The 20,486-nt window shown below is 62.3% G+C and carries 17 protein-coding genes; 3 read left to right on the forward strand and 14 right to left on the reverse strand.

All coding sequences use genetic code 11. The annotated features are described in order from the left end of the window. Positions 1 to 12: 12 nt before the first annotated feature. The 7 genes from HPA01S_RS14065 to rpmH form a co-directional block, all read right to left on the reverse strand. Positions 13 to 726: a hypothetical protein gene (locus HPA01S_RS14065; RefSeq protein WP_157085024.1), complete on the reverse strand. Its 714-nt coding sequence runs from the start codon at positions 724 to 726 to the stop codon at positions 13 to 15. Positions 727 to 813: 87 nt separating this feature from the next. Further along, positions 814 to 1,305, reverse strand: a complete 492-nt coding sequence (locus HPA01S_RS14070; protein WP_066271129.1) for a Crp/Fnr family transcriptional regulator — start codon at positions 1,303 to 1,305, stop codon at positions 814 to 816. 106 nt (positions 1,306 to 1,411) lie between these two features. Beyond that, positions 1,412 to 2,818, reverse strand: a complete 1,407-nt coding sequence (mnmE, locus tag HPA01S_RS14075) for a tRNA uridine-5-carboxymethylaminomethyl(34) synthesis GTPase MnmE (RefSeq protein ID WP_066271130.1) — start codon at positions 2,816 to 2,818, stop codon at positions 1,412 to 1,414. Positions 2,819 to 2,976: 158 nt separating this feature from the next. Continuing rightward, entirely contained in the window at positions 2,977 to 4,677 is a 1,701-nt protein-coding gene (gene yidC, locus HPA01S_RS14080; protein ID WP_066271131.1) for a membrane protein insertase YidC, read from the reverse strand. Continuing rightward, positions 4,674 to 4,964, reverse strand: coding sequence for a membrane protein insertion efficiency factor YidD (yidD, locus tag HPA01S_RS14085; RefSeq protein WP_066271134.1), 291 nt, complete (start codon positions 4,962 to 4,964; stop codon positions 4,674 to 4,676). The genes yidC and yidD overlap by 4 nt, the downstream gene beginning before the upstream one ends. Continuing rightward, entirely contained in the window at positions 4,954 to 5,367 is a 414-nt protein-coding gene (locus HPA01S_RS14090) for a ribonuclease P protein component (protein ID WP_066271278.1), read from the reverse strand. The genes yidD and HPA01S_RS14090 overlap by 11 nt, the downstream gene beginning before the upstream one ends. Before the next feature lie 49 nt (positions 5,368 to 5,416). After that, positions 5,417 to 5,551 carry a 50S ribosomal protein L34 gene (gene rpmH, locus HPA01S_RS14095; RefSeq protein WP_006299042.1) on the reverse strand — a complete coding sequence of 45 codons (135 nt, stop codon included), beginning with the start codon at positions 5,549 to 5,551 and terminating at the stop codon, positions 5,417 to 5,419. A 311-nt stretch (positions 5,552 to 5,862) separates the two neighbouring features. On the opposite strand from rpmH, the gene dnaA reads away from it, so the two are divergent. The 3 genes from dnaA (at position 5,863) to gyrB (ending at position 11,194) form a co-directional block, all read left to right on the forward strand. Beyond that, positions 5,863 to 7,206: a chromosomal replication initiator protein DnaA gene (dnaA, locus tag HPA01S_RS14100; RefSeq protein ID WP_066271136.1), complete on the forward strand. Its 1,344-nt coding sequence runs from the start codon at positions 5,863 to 5,865 to the stop codon at positions 7,204 to 7,206. A 183-nt stretch (positions 7,207 to 7,389) separates the two neighbouring features. Then, on the forward strand, positions 7,390 to 8,496 hold the full coding sequence (gene dnaN, locus HPA01S_RS14105; RefSeq protein ID WP_066271138.1) for a DNA polymerase III subunit beta: 1,107 nt from the start codon (positions 7,390 to 7,392) through the stop codon (positions 8,494 to 8,496). 82 nt (positions 8,497 to 8,578) lie between these two features. Further along, the gene (gyrB, locus tag HPA01S_RS14110) at positions 8,579 to 11,194 is read left to right on the forward strand and encodes a DNA topoisomerase (ATP-hydrolyzing) subunit B (RefSeq protein ID WP_066271141.1); all 2,616 of its coding nucleotides are present in this window, start codon (positions 8,579 to 8,581) and stop codon (positions 11,192 to 11,194) included. A 609-nt stretch (positions 11,195 to 11,803) separates the two neighbouring features. On the opposite strand, the gene HPA01S_RS14120 is transcribed toward gyrB, so the two are convergent. The 7 genes from HPA01S_RS14120 to HPA01S_RS22745 form a co-directional block, all read right to left on the reverse strand. Then, positions 11,804 to 12,892: a caspase family protein gene (locus HPA01S_RS14120; protein ID WP_066271146.1), complete on the reverse strand. Its 1,089-nt coding sequence runs from the start codon at positions 12,890 to 12,892 to the stop codon at positions 11,804 to 11,806. Positions 12,893 to 12,895: 3 nt separating this feature from the next. Further along, positions 12,896 to 15,367 carry a GAP1-N1 domain-containing protein gene (locus HPA01S_RS14125; protein WP_245638660.1) on the reverse strand — a complete coding sequence of 824 codons (2,472 nt, stop codon included), beginning with the start codon at positions 15,365 to 15,367 and terminating at the stop codon, positions 12,896 to 12,898. After that, entirely contained in the window at positions 15,367 to 16,206 is an 840-nt protein-coding gene (locus HPA01S_RS14130; RefSeq protein ID WP_066271149.1) for a TRAFAC clade GTPase domain-containing protein, read from the reverse strand. Before HPA01S_RS14130 ends, HPA01S_RS14125 begins: the two co-directional genes overlap by 1 nt. Further along, the gene (locus tag HPA01S_RS23585) at positions 16,199 to 17,167 is read right to left on the reverse strand and encodes a TRAFAC clade GTPase domain-containing protein (RefSeq protein WP_245638656.1); all 969 of its coding nucleotides are present in this window, start codon (positions 17,165 to 17,167) and stop codon (positions 16,199 to 16,201) included. Before HPA01S_RS23585 ends, HPA01S_RS14130 begins: the two co-directional genes overlap by 8 nt. Then, positions 17,164 to 18,480 (reverse strand): GTPase-associated system all-helical protein GASH, encoded by a 1,317-nt coding sequence (locus HPA01S_RS23130; protein WP_157085026.1) that lies wholly within the window; start codon positions 18,478 to 18,480, stop codon positions 17,164 to 17,166. Before HPA01S_RS23130 ends, HPA01S_RS23585 begins: the two co-directional genes overlap by 4 nt. 74 nt (positions 18,481 to 18,554) lie before the next feature. After that, positions 18,555 to 19,079, reverse strand: a complete 525-nt coding sequence (locus tag HPA01S_RS23135) for a hypothetical protein (protein ID WP_157085027.1) — start codon at positions 19,077 to 19,079, stop codon at positions 18,555 to 18,557. A gap of 93 nt (positions 19,080 to 19,172) precedes the next feature. Further along, positions 19,173 to 20,480, reverse strand: a complete 1,308-nt coding sequence (locus HPA01S_RS22745; RefSeq protein ID WP_084360690.1) for a DUF3322 domain-containing protein — start codon at positions 20,478 to 20,480, stop codon at positions 19,173 to 19,175. Positions 20,481 to 20,486: the final 6 nt, after the last annotated feature.

The following is a 20,486-nucleotide window of genomic DNA, read 5'->3' on the forward strand; positions in this document are numbered from 1 at the left end:
CAGGGGGGTGTCCTAAAGCTTGCCGTATTGCGTTTCACTCAGCGCCGCAAAATCGCTGTGCGACTCGGGCACCGGCAACTGCCTCTGCGCCTCGGCCGGCGAGCGGTAGGCCGGGGCAGCGGCGCTGTTCAACGCGCGCCGGAAAGCCTCCACCTCGTCCTCTGCCACCACCTGCACCGGTGCGCTGGCGGGCACGATGGCCGGGCGGGGGATGGCGGTCGGGCTCGACTCGGGCCGCACCACAGCAGGCGGCACCATGCCGGGCGCCATGGGCACGGCTTCGCGCCGCGTCTGCGCCGCCACCGCGGCCTTGAGCGCCATGCCGACCTGGTCGTGCACCGCCTTGCGGCGCCAGTAGAGAGAACGCACATCCATGTCGTGGCGCGAACGCGCGCTGTCCTGCACCCAGCGCTCGATTTCCAGCAGGTATTCGTCGGGCATGGCCTTCACCGGCAAGGCCAGCTCGACCAGCACCAGGAAGTGGTCGCCCGTGGCGTCCAGCGTGAGCACCTTGAACTCGTAGCTGGTGGAGAGCACGCCGGCACGGATCAGGGATTCGCGCACCACCGAAAACAGCTGCTCGCGACGCAGGATGCGGCGCCCGCGCCGCGGCGAGATCAGGGGCAGCGTGGTCTGGCTGAACTTGTTGCGGGCGCGCGTGAACGCGCCACCCTTCGTGCCGCCGGTGGCGGTTTTTTTGGCCTGAAGCCAGCTCAGCAATGACATGGGCAGAGTGTGCGCGAATGAGCGCGGCGCAGAGGGTTGAAAAGACGGCACAAAAGGGCCCAGTTGCGCGGCGCAGGCGTCGCCGCCTCAGGTCACGGCGACCCGTTTGGGCCGGTTGTACATGCGGCGCGCCAGCACCGCCGACATGGCGACGGTGACGTCCAGGGCAATGTCAGGGTGGCGCGCACAGAGTTCGCGAAAGCGCAACGGCGTGAGGCACCAGAGCCGGCAGTCGCTGCCGGCATGCACCGTGGCGCTGCGCGGCAGGTGGCTGAAGAAGGCGCCCTCACCCAGCAGCGAGCCCGAGCCCACCACGGCAATGCGCACGCGCTCGCGCGAATCTTCATAGTGCACGGTGAGCGTGCCGCTCTCCACGAAGTAGACGGTGCGGTCCTTCACGCCCTGCTCGATCAGCACCTGGCCCTGCTGCAGCGCCACCGGTTGCAGGTAGTTGGCCAACAAGGGCCACTGCACGGCGGTGAGGTTCAGGGGCACGGCATCCAGCGCGCTGCTCAGCCGCATGGACTGGGCCAGGCCGTTGATGTCAAAGCGCACAGAGGCGGGCAGGTGGGCGGTCATGCGGCCAAGATAACCGGGCCCGCCGGGTCGGCGCAAGCGGGTTCTTACCCGCGCTTACAGTTGTACTCCGGGCGGTATCAGAGTGACTCCGAGCGGTGCGCGCCGCTCATTTGCCGATGCAAAAACGGGAAAAGATTTCGCCCAGCAAATCGTCGGCGGTGAACTCGCCGGTGATCTCGCCCAGCGCGTGCTGCGCCAGCCGCAGCTCTTCGGCCAGCAGGTCCAGGTGCTCGGCCTGCAGGTGCAACAGTTCGTGCGCGGTGTCCAGGTGCTCACCGACACGGCGCAGCGCCTGCAGATGCCGCTCGCGCGCCATGAACAGGCCGTCTCCCGCGTGCTGCCAGCCGGCCAGGCTCAACAAGCGCTGGCGCAAGGCCTCCAGCCCGGTGCCGTGTTTGGCCGAGATGGCCAGCGCATCGGGCTCGGCCTGCAGCGCGGCCGCTGCCGTGGCGTCAGCCTGGTCCAGCTTGTTCCACACCTGCAGCACCGGCACACCGGCGGGCAGGGTGCTGGCCAGGCTGGCGGCAATGGAGGCGTCGGCGGAGATGTAGTCGGGCGCGTCGCGGCGGCCCAGGTCGTGCAGGAACAGCACCGCGTCGGCCTGCCCGATGCGCGCCCAGGCGCGCTGGATGCCGATCTTCTCGACCTCATCCACGTCGGCGCCTTCGCGCAGGCCGGCGGTGTCGATCACGTGCAGCGGCACACCTTCAATCTGGATCGTCTGCTGCACCACGTCACGCGTGGTGCCGGCCACCGGCGTGACGATGGCCAGTTCGGCACCGGCCAGCGCGTTCAGCAGCGAACTCTTGCCGGCGTTGGGCTGGCCGGCGATGACCACCTGCAGGCCGTCGCGCAGCAGCGCGCCCTGGCGCGCCTGCGCCTGCACGCCGGCCAGCGCCTCGCGCAGGCGCTGCAGCTGGCCACTCGCGTCGGCCTTCTGCAGGAAGTCGATTTCTTCCTCGGGAAAATCCAGCGTCGCCTCCACCAGCATGCGCAGGTGGATCAGGGCATCACGCAGGCCGTGCACCCGGCCCGAGAACACACCGGCCAGCGAACGCGAGGCGCTGCGCGCCGCCGCTTCGGTACTGGCGTCGATCAGGTCGGCCACCGCCTCGGCCTGGGCCAGGTCGAGCTTGTCGTTGAGGAAGGCGCGTTCGGTGAACTCACCGGCGCGCGCCAGCCGCAGCCGGGGCAGGCTGTCGCGCGCCACCTCCAGACAGCGCGCCAGCAGCAACTGCAGCACCACTGGCCCGCCGTGGCCCTGCAGTTCCAGCACGTCCTCGCCGGTGTACGAATGCGGGCCCGGAAACCACAAGGCCAGGCCATGGTCCAGCGGCTGGCCCGCGGCGTCGGCAAATGGCAGGTAACTCGCCTCGCGCGGCTTGAGCGCGCGCCCCAGCAAGGCCTGCACGAAGGACGCCAGCCCCGACCCGGACACCCGCACGATGCCGACCGCACCCCGGCCGGGGGCGGTGGTGATGGCGAGGATGGGATCACGCGAGGCGGCAAACATAGGCAGGAGCATAAAGACAAAGGGCCCGCGTTATGCAGGCCCCTTGCCGGAGAGCAGACACATCATCCAGGGGCGTCAAGGGCCCGGCCGTGCCGGTCCAAGACACCGTCCCCCTTCAAGGGGGAAGCCGCGTCAGCGGCGCAGGGGGGTCTCCAACCTCAAGCTCTGAAGTTCGGAATGCTGAACTTCAGCGGCACACCCATGCGGGTGTTGATGAAGGACTGTTGCAGGATGGTCAGCACGTTGTTCGTGATCCAGTACAGCACCAGGCCGGACGGGAAGAAGAAGAACATGACCGAGAACATCAGCGGCATCAGCCACATCAGCTTGGCCTGCAGCGGATCCGGCGGCAGCGGGTTCAGCGCGGTCTGGATCAGCGTGGTCACCGCCATCACCAGCGGCATGATGTAGTAAGGATCGGGCGAGGACAGGTCGTGGATCCACAGCACCCAGGGCGCGTTGCGCATTTCCACGCTGGACAGCAGCACCCAATAGAGCGCGATGAACACCGGGATCTGGATCAGGATCGGGAAGCAGCCGCCCAGCGGGTTGACCTTTTCCTCGCGGTAGATCTTCATCATCTCCTGCTGCATCTGCTGCGGGTTGCCCTTGAGGCGCTCGCGCATTTCCATGATGCGCGGGTTGATCTTCTTCATCTTGGCCATGCTGCGGTACGCGCTGGCATTGAGCCAGTAGAACGCAGCCTTGATCAGCACCACCAGCAGCACGATGGACCAGCCCCAGTTGGCGACGAAGCCATGGATCTTCTCCAGCAGCCAGTACAGCGGCTTGGCCAGGATGGTGAGCCAGCCATAGTCCTTCACGAGCTCCAGGCCGGGGGCGATGGTCTCGAGCACTTTCTCTTCCTGCGGTCCGAGGAACAGGCGCGACTGCACGCTCTGGCTCTGGCCCGGTTCGATCGCGGCCAGCGCAGAAATGCTGCCGACGGCGAACAGGTTGTTGTCGATCTTGCGTGCGAAGTTCTCGCGCGCCACGCCGTCACCCAGCAACCAGGCCGTGGCGAAGTAATGCTGCACCATGGCGACGTAACCGTCATTGGCGTTCTTGACGAATTCGGCCTTGTTCTTCTCGATGTTGGCGAATTCGATCTTCTGGTACTTCTTCTCCTCGGTGTACACGGCCGGGCCGGTGAAGGTCGAGTAGAACGGGGTCTCGCTGCTGAGCTTGCTGCCGTCGCGCACCAGCTGCAGGTACAGCTGCGGGTTCACGGTCTGGCCGCTCACGTTCTGAACCTCGTGCTGCACGGCGATCTCGTAGTGGCCGCGGCGCAGCGTGTAGGTCTTGACCAGCTTGACGCCACCGACTTCGGCCGATTCAAAACGCACCTGCAGCTCGTCCTGGCCGTCGGCCAGCGCGGTGGGGTTGCCCACCAGGGTCATGGGCGTCTTGTGGGTCGGGAAGTTGCCGCCGATCAGACCGGTCTGCGCCACGTAGATGTGTTCGCTCTGGCCTTGCGTGAGCAGCGTGAACGGCTGTTCCGTCTTGTCCTTGCTCTGGCCGGTGGCCTCGGCGTGTTTGAGCAGCTGTGCGCCGATCAGGGAGCCGCCTTCGCTGTTGAAGACCAGCTTGAACACGTCGGTGGTGACTTCATGGCGCTGGGCCACGGCGCTCGGCGCCGCGGTCGGCGCTTCGCCCGCGGCGGTCACCGGGGTTTGTGCCGCCACCGGCAGGCTGGCATCGGGCGCGTTGCCGGTGCTGGCAGCGGGCGCCGTCACCGCAGGAGCGGAGCCGGGGAAGAAGGTGGGCTTGTGGCCATTGTGGATCTGCCATTTGTCCCAGATCAGGACCATGGACAGACCAAAAACCACCCACAGGATGGACCGACGGATGTCATTCATGACGGGTTCTTCTTTTCGCAGGAAGGGGAAGAAATCAGGCCGGAGAACAGCCGGGGGAGGGTAGCGGGCACCGGATCATGGCCACCCTGGCACCAGGGATGGCAGCGCACCAGCCGCGCGAGCGTGAGGTAGGTGCCCCGGGCAGCGCCGTGTTGTTCCAGCGCGCCGATGGCGTAGAGCGAACAGGTGGGCTCGAAGCGGCAACCACTGCCCAGCGACGGGCTGAGCAGCAGGCGATAGCCCTTGACCAGGCCGATCAGGCCCCGGCGCGGCCAGTCAGACAGCATCACGGGCCTCCGCCGGCTTCACCGCACGCGGCGTGGCACGCGCCAGCAATTGCTCGAGCTCGGCGCGCACCGCACGCTTGAGCGCGTCGGAGGTGGCACTGACGAACTGCTTGCGGCTGAATTCGCTGCGCAGGCGCACCACGAGCGCGGCCTGCGGCAGGCTCGCGGCCTGCAGGCGGGCGGTCTCGTAGATCTGGCGCCGGATCGCATTGCGGGTGACGGCACGCTTCGCCCAGCGTTTGGGCAGCATCACACCCAGCCATGCATCGGCCACGGGAAACAACACCCGGCCTTCGTGCGCACTGGAAAGCGCCGCACGGTGCAAGGCAAAGTGGGGGGTTTTTGCCACGGGGGCTCCCGCCATGACGGCCTGGAACTGGTGCCGGGACCGCAGCCGCTGGATCACCGCTGAACCGTCAGGACCAGGCGGCACCGGCAAGACACGAGTGGCCTCAGACGGCCAGGCGCTTGCGGCCCTTGGCGCGGCGTGCGTTGATCACGGCGCGGCCTCCGCGGGTTTTCATGCGGACGAGGAAGCCGTGGGTGCGGGCGCGGCGGATCTTGGAGGGCTGGTAAGTGCGTTTCATGGTGGTCTCTGAGAAATCGGGAAAACCCGCAATTATCGCAAACAAAACCCATATCCGGCAAGCACTTGGCGCCAGCAGCCCGCGTTTCACTTCAAGCGCACGGGGCCGCGGAGGCGCCCTGTCGGGTACCGGTCCGGGCGTCTGCGCGCCTTGTGGATAAGTGGCCGCGCGCACTACAATGGCCGATCCGCCCCGCGACAATTGTCCACAAGCACAACGCATTCACCGGTTTCAGCATGATCGAGGGCAATCCCCCAGACGCCTCCCTGGCCGGCACCCGGCCTGACAGCCCTTCTCTATGGTCCACCTGCATGGACCGGCTGGCACAGGAAATCCCCGAACAGCAGTTCAACACCTGGATCCGCCCGCTCGCCGCGACGGTGGCGGCGGACGGTTCACGCGTGGTCGTGGCCGTCGCCAACCGCTTCAAGATGGACTGGATCCGGGCCCAGTACGCGTCCCGCATTGGCGCCATTCTGGAGACCATCCAGGGTGTCCCAGTGACGCTGGAGTTGGTGCTTGCTCCGCGTGAAGGGCCCAGCCTCACTGCACCCAGAACCCGTACGGTGCAAGACCAGGTGCTCGCCGAGCTGCCCGATCTGGCGCCGGCCGAGGTGGTGGTGCCGAGCGGCCCCAAGACCCGGCTGAATCCGGCGCTGACCTTCTCGACCCTGGTCGAAGGTTCGGCCAACCGCATGGCGCGCGCCGCCGCCATGCACGTGGCCGGCAGCCTGGGCCAGCTCTACAACCCGCTGTTCATCTACGGCGGCGTCGGCCTGGGCAAGACCCACCTGGTGCACGCCATCGGCAACCACCTGCTGGCCGATCGTCCACAGGCCAAGGTGCTCTATATCCACGCTGAGCAATTTGTGTCCGACGTGGTGAAGGCCTACCAGCGCAAAACCTTCGACGAGTTCAAGGAGCGGTACCACTCGCTGGACCTGCTGCTGATCGACGATGTGCAATTTTTCGCCAATAAGGAGCGCACGCAGGAGGAGTTCTTCAACGCCTTCGAAGCGCTGCTGGCCAAGAAGAGCCACATCGTGCTGACCAGCGACACCTACCCCAAGGGCCTGGCCGACATCCACGAACGGCTGGTCTCGCGCTTCGACTCCGGGCTGACGGTGGCCATCGAGCCGCCCGAGCTGGAGATGCGGGTTGCCATCCTGATCAACAAGGCGGCGGTGGAAAACGCCGTCATGCCTGAAGAGGTGGCGTTTTTCGTCGCCAAGAACGTGCGCTCCAACGTGCGCGAGCTCGAAGGCGCGCTGCGCAAGATCCTGGCCTACTCGCGCTTCAACCAGAAGGACATCTCGATCCAGCTGGCGCGCGACGCGCTGAAAGACCTGCTGTCGATCCAGAACCGCCAGATCAGCGTGGAGAACATCCAGAAGACGGTGGCCGATTTTTACAAAATCAAGGTCGCCGACATGTACAGCAAGAAGCGGCCTGCCAGCATTGCGCGGCCACGCCAGATCGCGATGTTCCTGGCCAAGGAGCTGACGCAGAAGAGCCTGCCCGAGATCGGCGAGCTGTTCGGCGGTCGGGACCACACCACGGTGCTGCATGCGGTGCGCAAAATCGGCGCCGAGCGCCAGCAGAACTCTGAACTCAACCAGCAGCTGCACGTGCTGGAACAGACGCTCAAGGGCTGATGCCAGACCCATGTTCTGCGCCATGCCCCATGACCAAACCGCCCCTCTGGAAAGCCCGGGGAAGCGTTTTGCCGAATGCCTTCATAAAAAGGCGAAAATAGCGGGGATTTGGCCCGAAAAATCAAGTGGGCCCACCGGGGGCGGGGGCCGGCCTACAAGCAACCAGAGACGAAAGAGTCTGAAATGATCGTTTTGAAATCGACCCAGGACAAGGTTTTGGCCGCGCTGCAATCGGTGGCGGGCATTGTGGAACGCCGCCACACGCTGCCCATCCTGGCCAACGTTCTGTTGCGCAAGACCGGCTCGCAAGTGCAGCTGACCACCAGCGACCTGGAAATCCAGATCCGCACCACTGCCGAACTCGACGGCGACGCCGGCAACTTCGCCACCACGCTGGGCGCGCGCAAGCTGATCGACATCCTGCGCACCATGCCGGGTGACCAGACCGTGAGCCTGGAATCCAGCGGCGGCAAGCTGATCCTCAAGGGCGGCAAGAGCCGCTTCACGCTGCAAAGCCTGCCGGCCGAAGATTTCCCGCTGGTGCAGGAATCGGCCAGCTTCGGCCCGGTGTTCTCGGTCCCGCAGAAGACGCTCAAGAGCCTGCTGGGCCAGGTTTCGTTCGCCATGGCGGTGCACGACATCCGTTATTACCTCAACGGCATCCTGTTCGTGGCCGAAGGCAAGCAGCTCAGCCTGGTGGCCACCGACGGCCACCGCCTGGCTTTCGCTTCCGCCACGCTGGACGTGGAAGTGCCGAAGCAAGAGGTGATCCTGCCGCGCAAGACCGTGCTGGAACTGCAGCGCCTGCTGTCCGATAAGGAAGGCGCGATCGAAATGCAGTTCGCCGCCAACCAGGCCAAGTTCAGCTTCGACGGCATGGAGTTCGTCACCAAGCTGGTCGAAGGCAAGTTCCCCGACTACAACCGCGTGATTCCGAAGAACCACAAGAACATCGTCACCCTGGGCCGCGCGCCGCTGCTGGCCTCGCTGCAACGCACCGCCATCATGACGAGCGAGAAGTTCAAGGGCGTGCGCCTGAACGTCGAGCCGGGCGCGCTGCGCGTGGCTTCGAGCAACGCCGAGCAGGAAGAGGCGGTGGATGAGCTCGACATCGACTACGGTGGCGACACCATCGAGATCGGCTTCAACGTCACCTACCTGATCGACGCGCTGCAGAACATGTCGCAGGAGATGGTTCGCATCGAACTCTCCGACGGCAACAGCTCCGCCCTGGTCACCAACCCCGACGACAACGCCTTCAAGTACGTTGTCATGCCGATGCGCATCTGAGGCCCCGCCTGCTGGTTGCTCCCGCATGCCAAACCCGCGAAGCCCGCGGGTTTGGCGTTTACTGAGATCGAGAAACTTCACCATGTCCGACGCCAACAAGCCCGCCGATTCCGTCAACACCGGTGCGGCTCAAGCCGACAGCTCCAACTTCCAGCCCACCATCGACGCCCACCAGGCCGGCGCGAGCGAGGGCTACGGCGAGGGCTCGATCCAGATCCTGGAAGGCCTGGAGGCGGTGCGCAAACGCCCCGGCATGTACATCGGCGACACGTCCGACGGCACCGGCCTGCACCACCTGGTGTTCGAGGTGGTCGACAACTCGATCGACGAGGCCCTGGCCGGCCACTGCGACGACATCGTGGTGACCATCCACACCGACAACTCCATCAGCGTGGTGGACAACGGCCGCGGCATTCCCACCGGCGTGAAGATGGACGACAAGCACGAGCCCAAGCGCTCGGCCTCGGAAATCGCGCTGACCGAACTGCACGCGGGCGGCAAGTTCAACCAGAACAGCTACAAGGTCTCGGGCGGCCTGCACGGCGTGGGTGTGAGCTGCGTGAACGCGCTCTCGCAGTGGCTGCGCCTGACCGTGCGCCGCGAAGGCCATGTGCACCTGCTGGAGTTCGCGCGCGGCTTCGTGCAGAACCGCGTGATCGAGGCCACGCCCACCGGCGTGGAAATCTCGCCCATGCGCATCACCGGCGCCACCGAGAAGCGCGGCACCGAGGTGCACTTCCTGCCCGACACCGAGATCTTCAAAGAGAACAACGACTTCCACTACGAGATCCTGTCCAAGCGCCTGCGCGAACTCAGCTTCCTGAACAACGGCGTGCGCATCCGCCTGAAGGACGAACGCAGCGGCAAGGAAGACGACTTCTCCGGCGCCGGCGGCGTCAAGGGTTTCGTCGACTTCATCAACAAGGGCAAGACCGTCCTGCACCCCAACGTGTTCCACGCCATGGGCGACCGCCAGAGCGACCAGGGCACCAACATCGGTGTGGAAGTGGCGATGCAGTGGAACAGCGGCTACAACGAGCAGGTGCTGTGCTTCACCAACAACATCCCGCAGCGTGACGGCGGCACCCACCTCACCGGCCTGCGCGCGGCCATGACGCGGGTGATCAACAAGTACATCGAAGAGAACGAGCTGGCCAAGAAGGCCAAGGTGGAAGTCACCGGCGACGACATGCGCGAAGGCCTGTGCTGCGTGCTGAGCGTGAAGGTACCCGAGCCCAAGTTCTCCAGCCAGACCAAGGACAAGCTGGTTTCCAGCGAAGTGCGCGGCCCGGTGGAAGACGTGGTGGCCCGCCTGCTCACCGACTACCTGCAGGAACGCCCCAACGACGCCAAGATCATCTGCGGCAAGATCGTTGAAGCCGCCCGTGCGCGTGAAGCCGCGCGCAAGGCGCGTGAAATGACGCGCCGCAAGGGCGTGCTCGACGGCATGGGCCTGCCCGGCAAACTGGCCGATTGCCAGGAGAAAGACCCTGCGCTGTGCGAGATCTACATCGTCGAGGGTGACTCCGCCGGCGGCTCCGCCAAGCAGGGCCGCGACCGCAAGTTCCAGGCGATCCTGCCGCTGCGCGGCAAGATCCTGAACGTGGAGAAAGCGCGCTACGAGAAGCTGCTCACCAGCAACGAAATTCTCACGCTCATCACCGCGCTGGGCACCGGCATCGGCAAGGCCACCGGCGTGGGCGGCACCGCGGGCGTGGACGACTTCAACGTCGCCAAGCTGCGTTACCACCGCATCATCATCATGACCGACGCCGACGTCGACGGCGCCCACATCCGCACCCTGCTGCTGACCTTCTTCTACCGCCAGATGCCCGAACTGGTCGAGCGCGGCCACATCTACATCGCGCAGCCGCCGCTGTACAAGGTGAAGGCCGGCAAGGAAGAGCTGTACCTCAAGGACGGTTCGGCCCTCGACGGCTTCCTGCTGCGCATCGCCCTGAAAGACGCCAGCGTCTTCACCGGTGGCGCCACGCAAAGCACGCTCAACGGTGACACCCTGGGTGAGCTGGCGCGCAAGCACCAGATCGCCGAGAGCGTGATCGCGCGCCTGTCCAACTTCATGGACGCCGAAGCCCTGCGCGCGATCGCCGACGGCGTCTCGCTCAACCTCGACAGCGTCGAGCAGGCCGAAGTGAGCGCCGTCGCGCTGCAAGGCAAGCTGCGCGAACTCACCACCACCGGCGTGCCCGCCGAAGTGGCGGCCGAGTTCGACGTGCGCACCGACAAGCCCATCCTGCGCATCAGCCGCCGCCACCACGGCAACATCAAGAGCAGCGTGCTCACGCAGGACTTCGTGCACGGTGCCGACTACGCGGCCCTGGCCACCGCCGCCGAAACCTTCCGCGACCTGCTGGGCGAGGGCGCCAAGGTGATGCGTGGCGAAGGCGAGAAGCAGAAGGAAGAAAAGGTCGGCGATTTCCGCCAGGCCATGCGCTGGCTCATCAGCGAAGCCGAGCGCACCACCAGCCGCCAGCGCTACAAGGGCCTGGGCGAGATGAACCCCGAGCAGCTGTGGGAAACCACCATGGACCCGAACGTGCGCCGCCTGCTGCGCGTGCAGATCGACGACGCCATCGAAGCCGACCGCGTGTTCACCATGCTGATGGGCGACGAGGTGGAACCGCGCCGCGACTTCATCGAGACGAACGCGCTGCGGGCGGGCAACATCGACGTTTGATCCGATTGTAGGCAGCACCATAAGCTGAGAAACCGAGCCTCATAAGTTGAGAAACCTATGAGGCTCTTGCTTTTGGTTCGCCTCTATCAATTCGATTTTTTGACACCCATCTTCGAAAATTCGCCTGCATTTCAGCTGCCCCCGCTCGTTTGTGCTGCCGAAGGCACCATGCCAACGGCCGTACGCCTCCCTGTCTGCACAATCTCGATATCCGGCGGCATTTCGACCCTCTGAAAGTGCTGAAACAAATCACCGGCGCCCGACCCTTCTGGCTGGCGAAGCTTAGGAGACGACCGGCCTGAGGAGGTTTCTTCTGTCGAGGTAATCGGCCTTCACCACAGCATGCGCCAACTGAACGGCACGAAATGACAAGTCCTGTCTCTTGGTAGCAAGCTGAGCAAATGTCGGGGCGGACGCCCCTTTTTGCGTTCTTACCGCGGTCTCGCCGCATTCGTACACCTCGATTGAGGTCGTCCGCAGCATCTGGAATAGTTCGAAGGCGGTGAGAACCACCAGGGGATTCCTTGAGACTCAAATATGACGCTTAGCCGAAATCAGCACTGGTGCCGCGCCGTTCTGGGCGCGACGGCTAACTCACAGGTCGAAAAGTCATCCCGCAAGTAGACGGCGCAGCTGCGGGTTGTTGCCGAATTCGGTGTCAGCTGCTCTCAGTAGGCTATCGACCGTTATGGCCCCGCCCCCACCCAGCGACAGCGTACGAAGCGCTGCGTGCCATGCTGCATGCCCTGAGCCACCCAGACTCAGGCTCGAAAGGTCGCCGCCGGCTCGAGACCAGATTTCACGGTCCGTGGGCCCTAGAGGGTAAAGAGTCACCATTAGGTCCTCGAGCTCCCTCCCGTTGGGCGCCTCCTTTTCCCTGTACGCGTCTCTTCTTGATGCCTCCTCGGATTTGAGAAGGCCACCTTTGCGCAGGGCTATAGGAAAGTTGTCTTGGGTCCTCGTAGTGAGGACCGGATTTTGTTTATCGCGCAGCTTGCTGACCTCTGCTGAAACGTAGTGAAAGAGGTCAAGGACGTGGATTAGGCCGTCAGAACGGTCGTCCACTCCTCCTTGGAGGCCCGTGAGCAAGAAGTGCGTGAAGAGGCTGTTGCGGTGCCTCCCAAGAATGAAGGAGTCTTGGTGAGTTTCGCTAGCGGAGATGATGACGCGGCCCTTACCGGCAGCCAGCTTATCGAGCCTAGCCCCTCCGAACTCCCACTTCAGCGCATCCGCACCGTCTTCTGCTTTGATGCGTGCAGCGCCCCCTGAGCGGCAGGCATCAATTAGAACAAGCAGGCGTTCGGCCGGTATTTGCTTGAGCAGGTCGGAGAGCTCCTCCGCTTCGATGCCTGTCTCGCGAGGCCGCAGGCTGTCGAATTCCGGAGGGCAAAGGTAAGTTCCCATGTCCGGGCCGTCGAGGCGTTGTGCGCCGTGACCCGAGAAGTAAACGACCACCGTGTCAGTTGGCTGAGCTGTCGCGGCCAAGTCCCTCAGTCCAGCAATGATTGCATCCCGAGACGCTTGGGTATTTCTAAGCACCTGCACGTTAGCCGTCAGGTATCCACAGTGCTTCTCGCTAGTCAACAGCTTTTCCATGTCGTCAGCGTCGTAGACCGGCGCAAGTCCTAAGTCGCTGAGACTGTCGTAGCCGCCGATTCCAATAATGAAGCCGCGACCGGAAGAGAAAGTTTTTTTCACGTCTTAGCCTAACGCGCGACTGTCGCGCAGAACTTGCAGTACAGGATTGCTGCCGAAGTCTTTTAGCGCTGTGTTTAGCAGGGACGAGGAGCTCGTCCCGTTACCTGCACGCACTTGCTTCAAGCAGCGATGCCACTGGGCGACCCCATTGCCGTGATGGCTCAAATCCTCGTTGTAGCCGCCGCTTCGGCTCCAGACTTCCTGCTCGGTAGGCCCGCCCGGGTACAGCTTGACCAAGCTCTCCTCGAGCATCTTCCAAGCATCGTCTGCCTTGATTTCGACCGCTTTGCCGATACGCACAGCCAAAGGGAAGCTGTCCCAAAATGACATCACCTCGAGACACTCTTTGCAGACGGCCAAAAAGTCGTCACGAAGGCGCCCAAAACTAGCCGCGCGTGAGGCAGCTGAGCGCCAGGAGCGCTCGCGAATAAGAGCGCCGAGAGCCTTGGCGGGCACAGGTGCTAGTCGCTGGCCCGGGATGTTGGCCAGGGAGTCGAGAACACCGACACAGTCGTCGTCGCTGAGCGGGTGCACCCCATTGATGATGTTGATAAAAAGCGCGGGAGACTTCTGCGCGAGGGTCGGCAACACGTTGGAGTCTCTAAGCAGCAAACGGGCTGCGCTCCCAAAAGGCTCCTCAAGCGCTGCCAACGATGCCGTGCCATCTAGTAGTGAGGCAAGCCACCCCTTGGCTGTAAGTGCGAGCACATCCCGGTGGAGCGACTTCGGTATGAGTGCCCAAGCATCAGCTCTGTTGGGCACCTTGGACAAGTCCGCCAAGCCGGTGCTGACTAGAGGTATCCAGACTCGTTCGGAAGCGTCCCCGCGGGTGATAACGCCCTGGAGCCCTTCGAGGCTGCCGGGCAACTCGACGGCGACAGCTCGACGCTTGCCGGCAACGCGCTGGAGGATGTCAAACCAGACATGCGAGGTCCAATCGAACTCCCGAATCAGACTGGGGCGACTGACGACGGCACTAGCCGCCAGAGCTGTAACCTCTTCAAGGTCTACGTCCACGGCAAGTGTGATGAGTTCGGCCGGCGTGGCCTTTGCCAGGGCCGGTTCGACAGCCACACGCCGGGCGCTTCTCGTCGTCGCGTGCTTCAGTACCTCGCTCAAAGCATGGGCGGGCGAATAGGCAGCCGCCAAAGCCGTGCCGCACAGTGCCCACGCCTGGCGGCGCGCGCATACCTCTGCCAACCTTTTTGCGACCGAACTTGGCAAATGAGAAGGCACCTGTTGGGTAAGGGGTGCCAGTAGACTACAACTTTCAGCAAGAGCCAGGACCGGCTCAATGTCCTCGGGCTGACTTTGGAGAGTGAGCCATACCAAAGAACTAACGCTGGAAGGTGACGACTTGCTCGATGCTGAGTATCCGTTTTGCGCGTGGGTGTTCCACCAATTCTGCTGGGCGGCGGCCCGCGCGGCTTGGACAAGCAGCTGGCAGTCCTCGGGCGTTGATGAAGCATGACTGGCCGCCCTACGCGCCACCCAAGCCTGAAACTCTTGGGTCAGACTGCTTGAATCGAATCGCTCGATTTGCAGGTTACGCATAGCCAGAACGTCTGTAGGTGTCCATTGGTCGGCGCTTGATGTGAGCCGCTGCAGCGCAGCCGCACGCAGCTTGCGTGCACTGGTTGCGTCAGATGACTTCACCGCCAGCAAGCGCACAAGGGCTATTGTTCGTTCAACGTTTGTCTCGTCTGTCCAAAGCTGGAAGCCTTGTTCCAGGAGGACTAGCGCATTGGAAGATTGCAAGTCAAAGCCGGCTAACTCCCCGAACTCCAACAATGGCTGGCCCTCGGGCATATTCAGAAGGGCGGCGACTCGGCCACTGGGGCCGCACTTAGAAGGTGTCAGGACCTGCGCTGGCGGAAAGCGGGAGGCCTGCTCTCGAGGCGTCGCTACCGCGAAGGATTGACCCGCATCATCTGGAGAGAAGCTTAGGCTAAAGAGAATCTCACGACGAAACTGTTTTGGCACGAACTGCAGGAGGTCCAGCATTGCCTCGTCAAACCCTTCTTGACCGATGTGCACTACTGGCCTCGCCTGCGCCGAGATGAGCGCATTGGCTATGGTTAGGAGTAACGGGCTGGGTGCGCCGACCTGCTCTTCAGGGTCCAGCGTCACCTCGAAAGGTTCGTGCGTTTGGCTGTCGTGTGAGTGCCGAAGGTTTTCAGCCAAGACGCGGAGGTCGGGAATCTGCGGCAACTGAGCCAATGGAATGAATGCAGCTACCGAGTCGACCATGCCTGCTCTGGTCGAGTCGTGGCTGGCTCGTGTGTGCACAAATACGAAGTAATTTTGGAAGATTGCCGTACGAAAGTACGGCTGCCACTCACGCCCGGGTGGAGCAGTGCCCGGAAGGTCCGTAAGCCAAGCGGCCTGCCGAAACACCTGCAGCATCCCGGGGTCAGTGGACGACAACAGGGCGTGCCCACCCTTTGGACCATACCAAGCCTTATGGACACGCATCAGCACTGAATAGCCTGAGCGAGCTTCGTTATAGGCAAGGTGAGGTCAGGGTAGCACTTTCCATCGCTGTCAACGACCCAGCCCATCTGCTCAGCACCCTTGTATATGAAGTCCACATTGGGGGAGACTTTCGAAAGTGCTACGCCTGTGGCAGAGAGCCCCAGCACGAGACGGCGCTGCTCGCTCCAATTGTTGGCGATGTAGTCAGCGAGCATTGGGAGACTGCGCCGAAGCACTGACGCTGGGGTGGTCCCCTGCGGCTCTTCAAGCTCGTCCCAGCATGACAGCAGAACTGCCAGCGCAGGTTTGCTTTTCCTTGTCCGTGCATGCGAGGTATAGAGCAGCATCTGCAGAAGTTCCACCAAGCGCGCCTGTGGAGAGCGCTCGACAACCGCGCTGGAGCGCGAAGCCTGCAAGTCGCCCAGCGGCTTGGAAAAGATGTCGTGACGCAGTGGGATGGGTTTAGTCCGAACCATGAGAATCCAGCCATCGGCCGCTTCCACACGCTCTTGCCAAGAGGCAGGAACCCGCCGCTCTTCCAGCAGCTGACTGACCTGTTCGCCCGCGTAATCAGGCCAGTTCATGTCTATGTCGGTGCCGTCGGCGGCTCGAACAGGAAGCAGGGTTTCTGTGTATGTACCCGCAGACGTGTGGGCACCTGGCACGCCGCCGCTGAGCGACTGCACGACTTCGTCGAAGGCTGACAAGTCAGGAGCAGCGCCCCGCATCCGCAGGGACCCCGTTTCCGCGTTCAGGCGGCCAATGAGTTGGGCCCCATAGTGGCTCTTGCCCACATTGGACTCGCCGAAGACAGCAATTTTCAAAGTCGCCTCAGGCATGAACGCCTCCGACAATTTGCAGCAAGTCCCTTTCCGGATGGGGCAGCTCCTGCCGAGGGTACGCGCCCTCATGTACGGAGACAACCCACTCCAGCAAACTCAAAAGGCCCTGTCCGCGGTTGTGTGGCTCTTGTCCGGTGGCTGCATGCATGCTCACGCTGAAGGTTTCATAGGTTCCGAGCACCATATCCGCAGCCTGCGTGATGGCCCCCCGCATCTGCGCGTCCACCACTATGTCGCACTTCGTCCAGACGAGCGCCACCGGTCTGCCGCGTCTCTCGGCGCCAACCCTGCGCAGGAGTGCCACCAAGTTCGTGCGCGCGGTCCCAAGCTTTGGGCCTGCCAATTCGTGAGAGTCAGCAATGACCAGCAGTACGTCGGCGGCACCCGAAAGCCAGGCTGCGCCGGCGGCGTCGTCCGCATCGCGACGCACTGACCAACGGCTAAACCACTCGCCAGGGGCATCCGCGAAGAGCAGGTCTTGCCGAGTGCTACGAACTTGCAGGTCCAGGTGCAGCAGTCCCGGATGCCGACCACCACCGCTGGATGTATGCGGAGGAAACGAAGGTCCGTGCGCCGCATTCCAGCGCAGATTGCCAGCAATGTTTTCCCAGCCTTCTAGCGTTAAGGAGCCGGCAAACGACACGCTTTGCGGACCGATGCCACGACCCAAAAGCAGGTACCACGACCCCAGGAGTGACGTCTTGCCGCTGTCCGAAACTCCGAAAATGCCAACCAAGCGGGTGCGCGCTCGGCCTGCGAGGATACCAACGTCCCCCACGCCCATTGCGTTTCCCGTCCAAGGTACGCGCGCGCTTTCCTCCGTCGCCGCAACAGGGGTTTGGTCCTGCGCGCCACCACTGTTTTGCCAGTACTTGCATTGCTGTGGTGCAGCTTCCCCGACCATGCAGCCGACCTCATTCGGTGCGATACAGGCTGTTTGTGAGCAGGGTAGGCTCACGACTGCTCCACGGTATGTTCAACTTCGTCGGGACTGCTAAGGGCGTCAAGCGCCTTGACTTCCCGAAGAAGCCAGATTGCCCAATCTCCCGGCAGCATCCTCGTGTCAGCGTCGATTCCGAGCTTTGGGAGCTCGGGTCGGCCACCGGAAAACGAGTTCGCCAATGCCTGAATCAAAAGGGTTCGTGACGCAGTCGTCCCCTGCTCTCTGAGCCACACGAGAGTTGCCAGATGAGATTTCTCTCCATACACCTCGAGAAGTTCGCCAATGGTGAGTTCGGTGTCGCCCTCTGCACCCGCAGCAGCGCGGACCGCTTCGAAAAGCAGCGACTCCACTGCCGGAGGGTAGACCTCCGGGAGCAGGTCTGACATGTCCAGTGCCATGTGCCAAGCGACGAGCGCGACGGTGAGCTTTCGGTAGGGCGTTTCGGCGGTTTCCGAGTAAAGGGCTTGTCGCCACCAAACAAGGCGATTTGCCACATCACGCTGATTGCTCCGCGCACACTCGGCGCTCATAAACTCATTGAGCTTTGTAGCGACTGCCTCCCCAAGGGCTTTGAAGGCTACGCCAGTAACCCTCAGGGCATTTGCGGCGGCTTTGTCATGGACGTCTGCCAGCACCACGGCCATACGTTCCGAGAACTCCCATGACCAGTGCTGCGGTTGGTTAGTCCAATGTGGATTGGCCGCGGTAAGACTCACGTTAGGCTTATTCGTGCTTGGCCCAGAAGCAGCAGCGACCTGCGGAAACCAAAAATTTGCGTCGAGCTTCTTCAGACTGTTAACTGATGGAACCTCTAGCGGAGAAAGTTGCGCTGCCTCGGCTTGCTTTGGCCAAGCCTGCTCGAGTCGTTCAGAGACTATCGCGTCGGCTCGCTTCACAAGTCTTGAAAAGATATGGACTTCCTGGCCGACGTGCAGCCGCGGGAGGATGTTTGATGCGACCAAGCTGACAGCCACCGCCAGCGTGCCCTGCAATTCCATGGCACGCATAACCGCATCAAGTACAACTGCCCGATAAAGGGTCAGTGGTTCGTCCGAAAACGCGCCTCTGAAGGTTGACCAGTGCTTTTGAAGGACCTCACCGATTGCAAGCAACGATTGGTCAGCGCCGGCAGCGGGGTCCCATGTCGCCAGCAATGGCTCCAAGGCTGCCATGGGATTGGTCGCGTACAACTGCGCGAGTTCGTTGCAAGAGGCATCGAGCTTTTCTAAACGAGAGTCATCAGCGCCAATGTTCAGAAGACGCGAGCTCAAAAACTCCTGCAGCAGACTTGTCTCCATCGAATTCCCTCTTTTTGTAGCGTGAATCATTTAATGATACTGCCCACGTATTGGCGCTCTCACGTAGGACGCGCCGCGGTTGAGCAGAGGATAGCTCTCGTCGTCTACTTTTTAAACTTACGCAAATAGAAGACCGTGCCCGCCTCGTAGTCCGAGATGCTACCGGGCTCTAGTCCAACGCGCTTCTTGCGGTCGTTGAACTCCAGTAGAAACCCCGCCGCGCGAATCAGCAGTGTTTCTACTTCCCGTTCATGTTTTTTTTCCGAAACCACGTAGAAGGAAAAGTATTCAAGCTCGAGGTCCTGAGCCTTTTTTCGTGCTGCAAGCCGACTAAAAATATCACCGCGGCCAATGTATCTTGGACAACCCATGGAGTCGTGAGCAATGTAAACACCCTGGGTGGTAAGACTTGACTGCCGAAGATGATTCCTCACACTTGTCAGCGCCTCAAACGGGAGTTTCTCTCCCACTACTCTGAACAAGTGCTCCGCCTCTACAAAAGGACGCCCTCGCTTAGTTGGTCTGGTCAATTCGCCCTGGCAAATGGTCCACTTGCTATCCGCGAAGACCCTTGGGTCTTGCACAGTTTTTACAGCACTCCGCTTTTTTGAGCTCTTCTTGGTCACCATAAGGTCTCCACAAATAACTTCACTCAGGTCAACTCTCTTGAGTTCGAGACATCACGGGAATTGATGTCGAACTATCAAATTTAGGTCAGATGGTCAGTTGCTTTCGCGCATCCGTGAGCGTTCCTGAGGGTCACCAATCAGGGCGTTTTGAAGCGCCTTTAAGCAGCTCGGCCAAGATAGCCGCTCTTGCTCTAGCCGAAGGTTAACTCCCCATTTGTTTGCACGTAGCCCCGCGTACATGGTTCTCTCAGCAGGCGTGAGGTGGCGAAAGTCTTCGGCACGATTTGGCGTGTTTTCTTTAACCCATAGCGACTGACCTTCGAGGAAGGTGGCGTCGTCCATCAAGACAGATTGCAGGCGCGAAAAGATGCCCCGAGCCCGGGACAAAATGGCAAACCCATGTGTGTCAAGGTCGCCCCAGTAAACAAGATGAGGTAGCGGCGGTTGTTCGACGGCATCCGCTTGGTGGTCCGGGCCCAGCCAATGGACACGTGCGAGCTCTGAAACTGCGTGCCCCAATTTCATGAAGACGACAGTTCCCTCGAAATCCGGCAGCGCGAGGCCGGTTTCCAAGTTTTCGACGATGAGGACCGAGCGGACACGAAGGTCCATTCGAGCCACGTCCTCCACAGGGGCTTCAATGTCGCAAAGCCCAGCCAGACTTGCCCTGAGATTGGGGCATAGGATTCGAAAACGCAGCTTGGCAGAGGGCTTGCGCAGGCCGCAGATTTCATGGAAATCCTTAGATGTGGCAGCAAGTGGTTGGCCCCTGGTCGCTAGCAGGAAATCACGCACGACGGCTTTGCGAGGCTCAATCCATTTAGTGTCAATGCCAGGCATTGGAATTTGGCGCAGATAGTGACCTGAGCGCGGATTGGCATCAAACCAAGCAAGCAGCGCGTGCAAACGTTCTACGTCCTGCTCGGTCCAGTCCGTAAGCACGGCGAGATGGCGTCGGCACACACTCGAACGTGCCACATGGGGAAATACACGAACCAGCGCGTTCCGTCTTGAGCGGGCCAGGTTCCAGCGCGAGCTCTCGTTCACCCATGCCGCCAGCGCGCCGGGGCTGTCAATGACCAGCCGTGAGGGGAACCGCTGCTCACCCAGGCGCGGCCACTGCCGAGTCTCCCAAACCAGCGTCATTCCAGCGGGTAGCCCGAGCTCAGCTCTATGCCACTCCCCGGCCCATTGAGTGACCGCGTCCATACGAGTGGACACCTCACGCTCGGTAAAGCTCGCCAAGGTCACTCGCAAGGGCCAAGCAGAGACCTCTGGCTTGCTCTCATCGGCGGAGGGCTCTTCCCGCGCATCGTCAATCTGCGACAACCAATGGCCAAACTGGATATTCAGGCGCCGAGCCATGTCGGCAAGAACAAATGTGGGTGACTCGAGTTTCATACTGCG

The organism is Hydrogenophaga palleronii NBRC 102513, from assembly GCF_001571225.1.
Classification (GTDB): domain Bacteria; phylum Pseudomonadota; class Gammaproteobacteria; order Burkholderiales; family Burkholderiaceae_C; genus Hydrogenophaga; species Hydrogenophaga palleronii.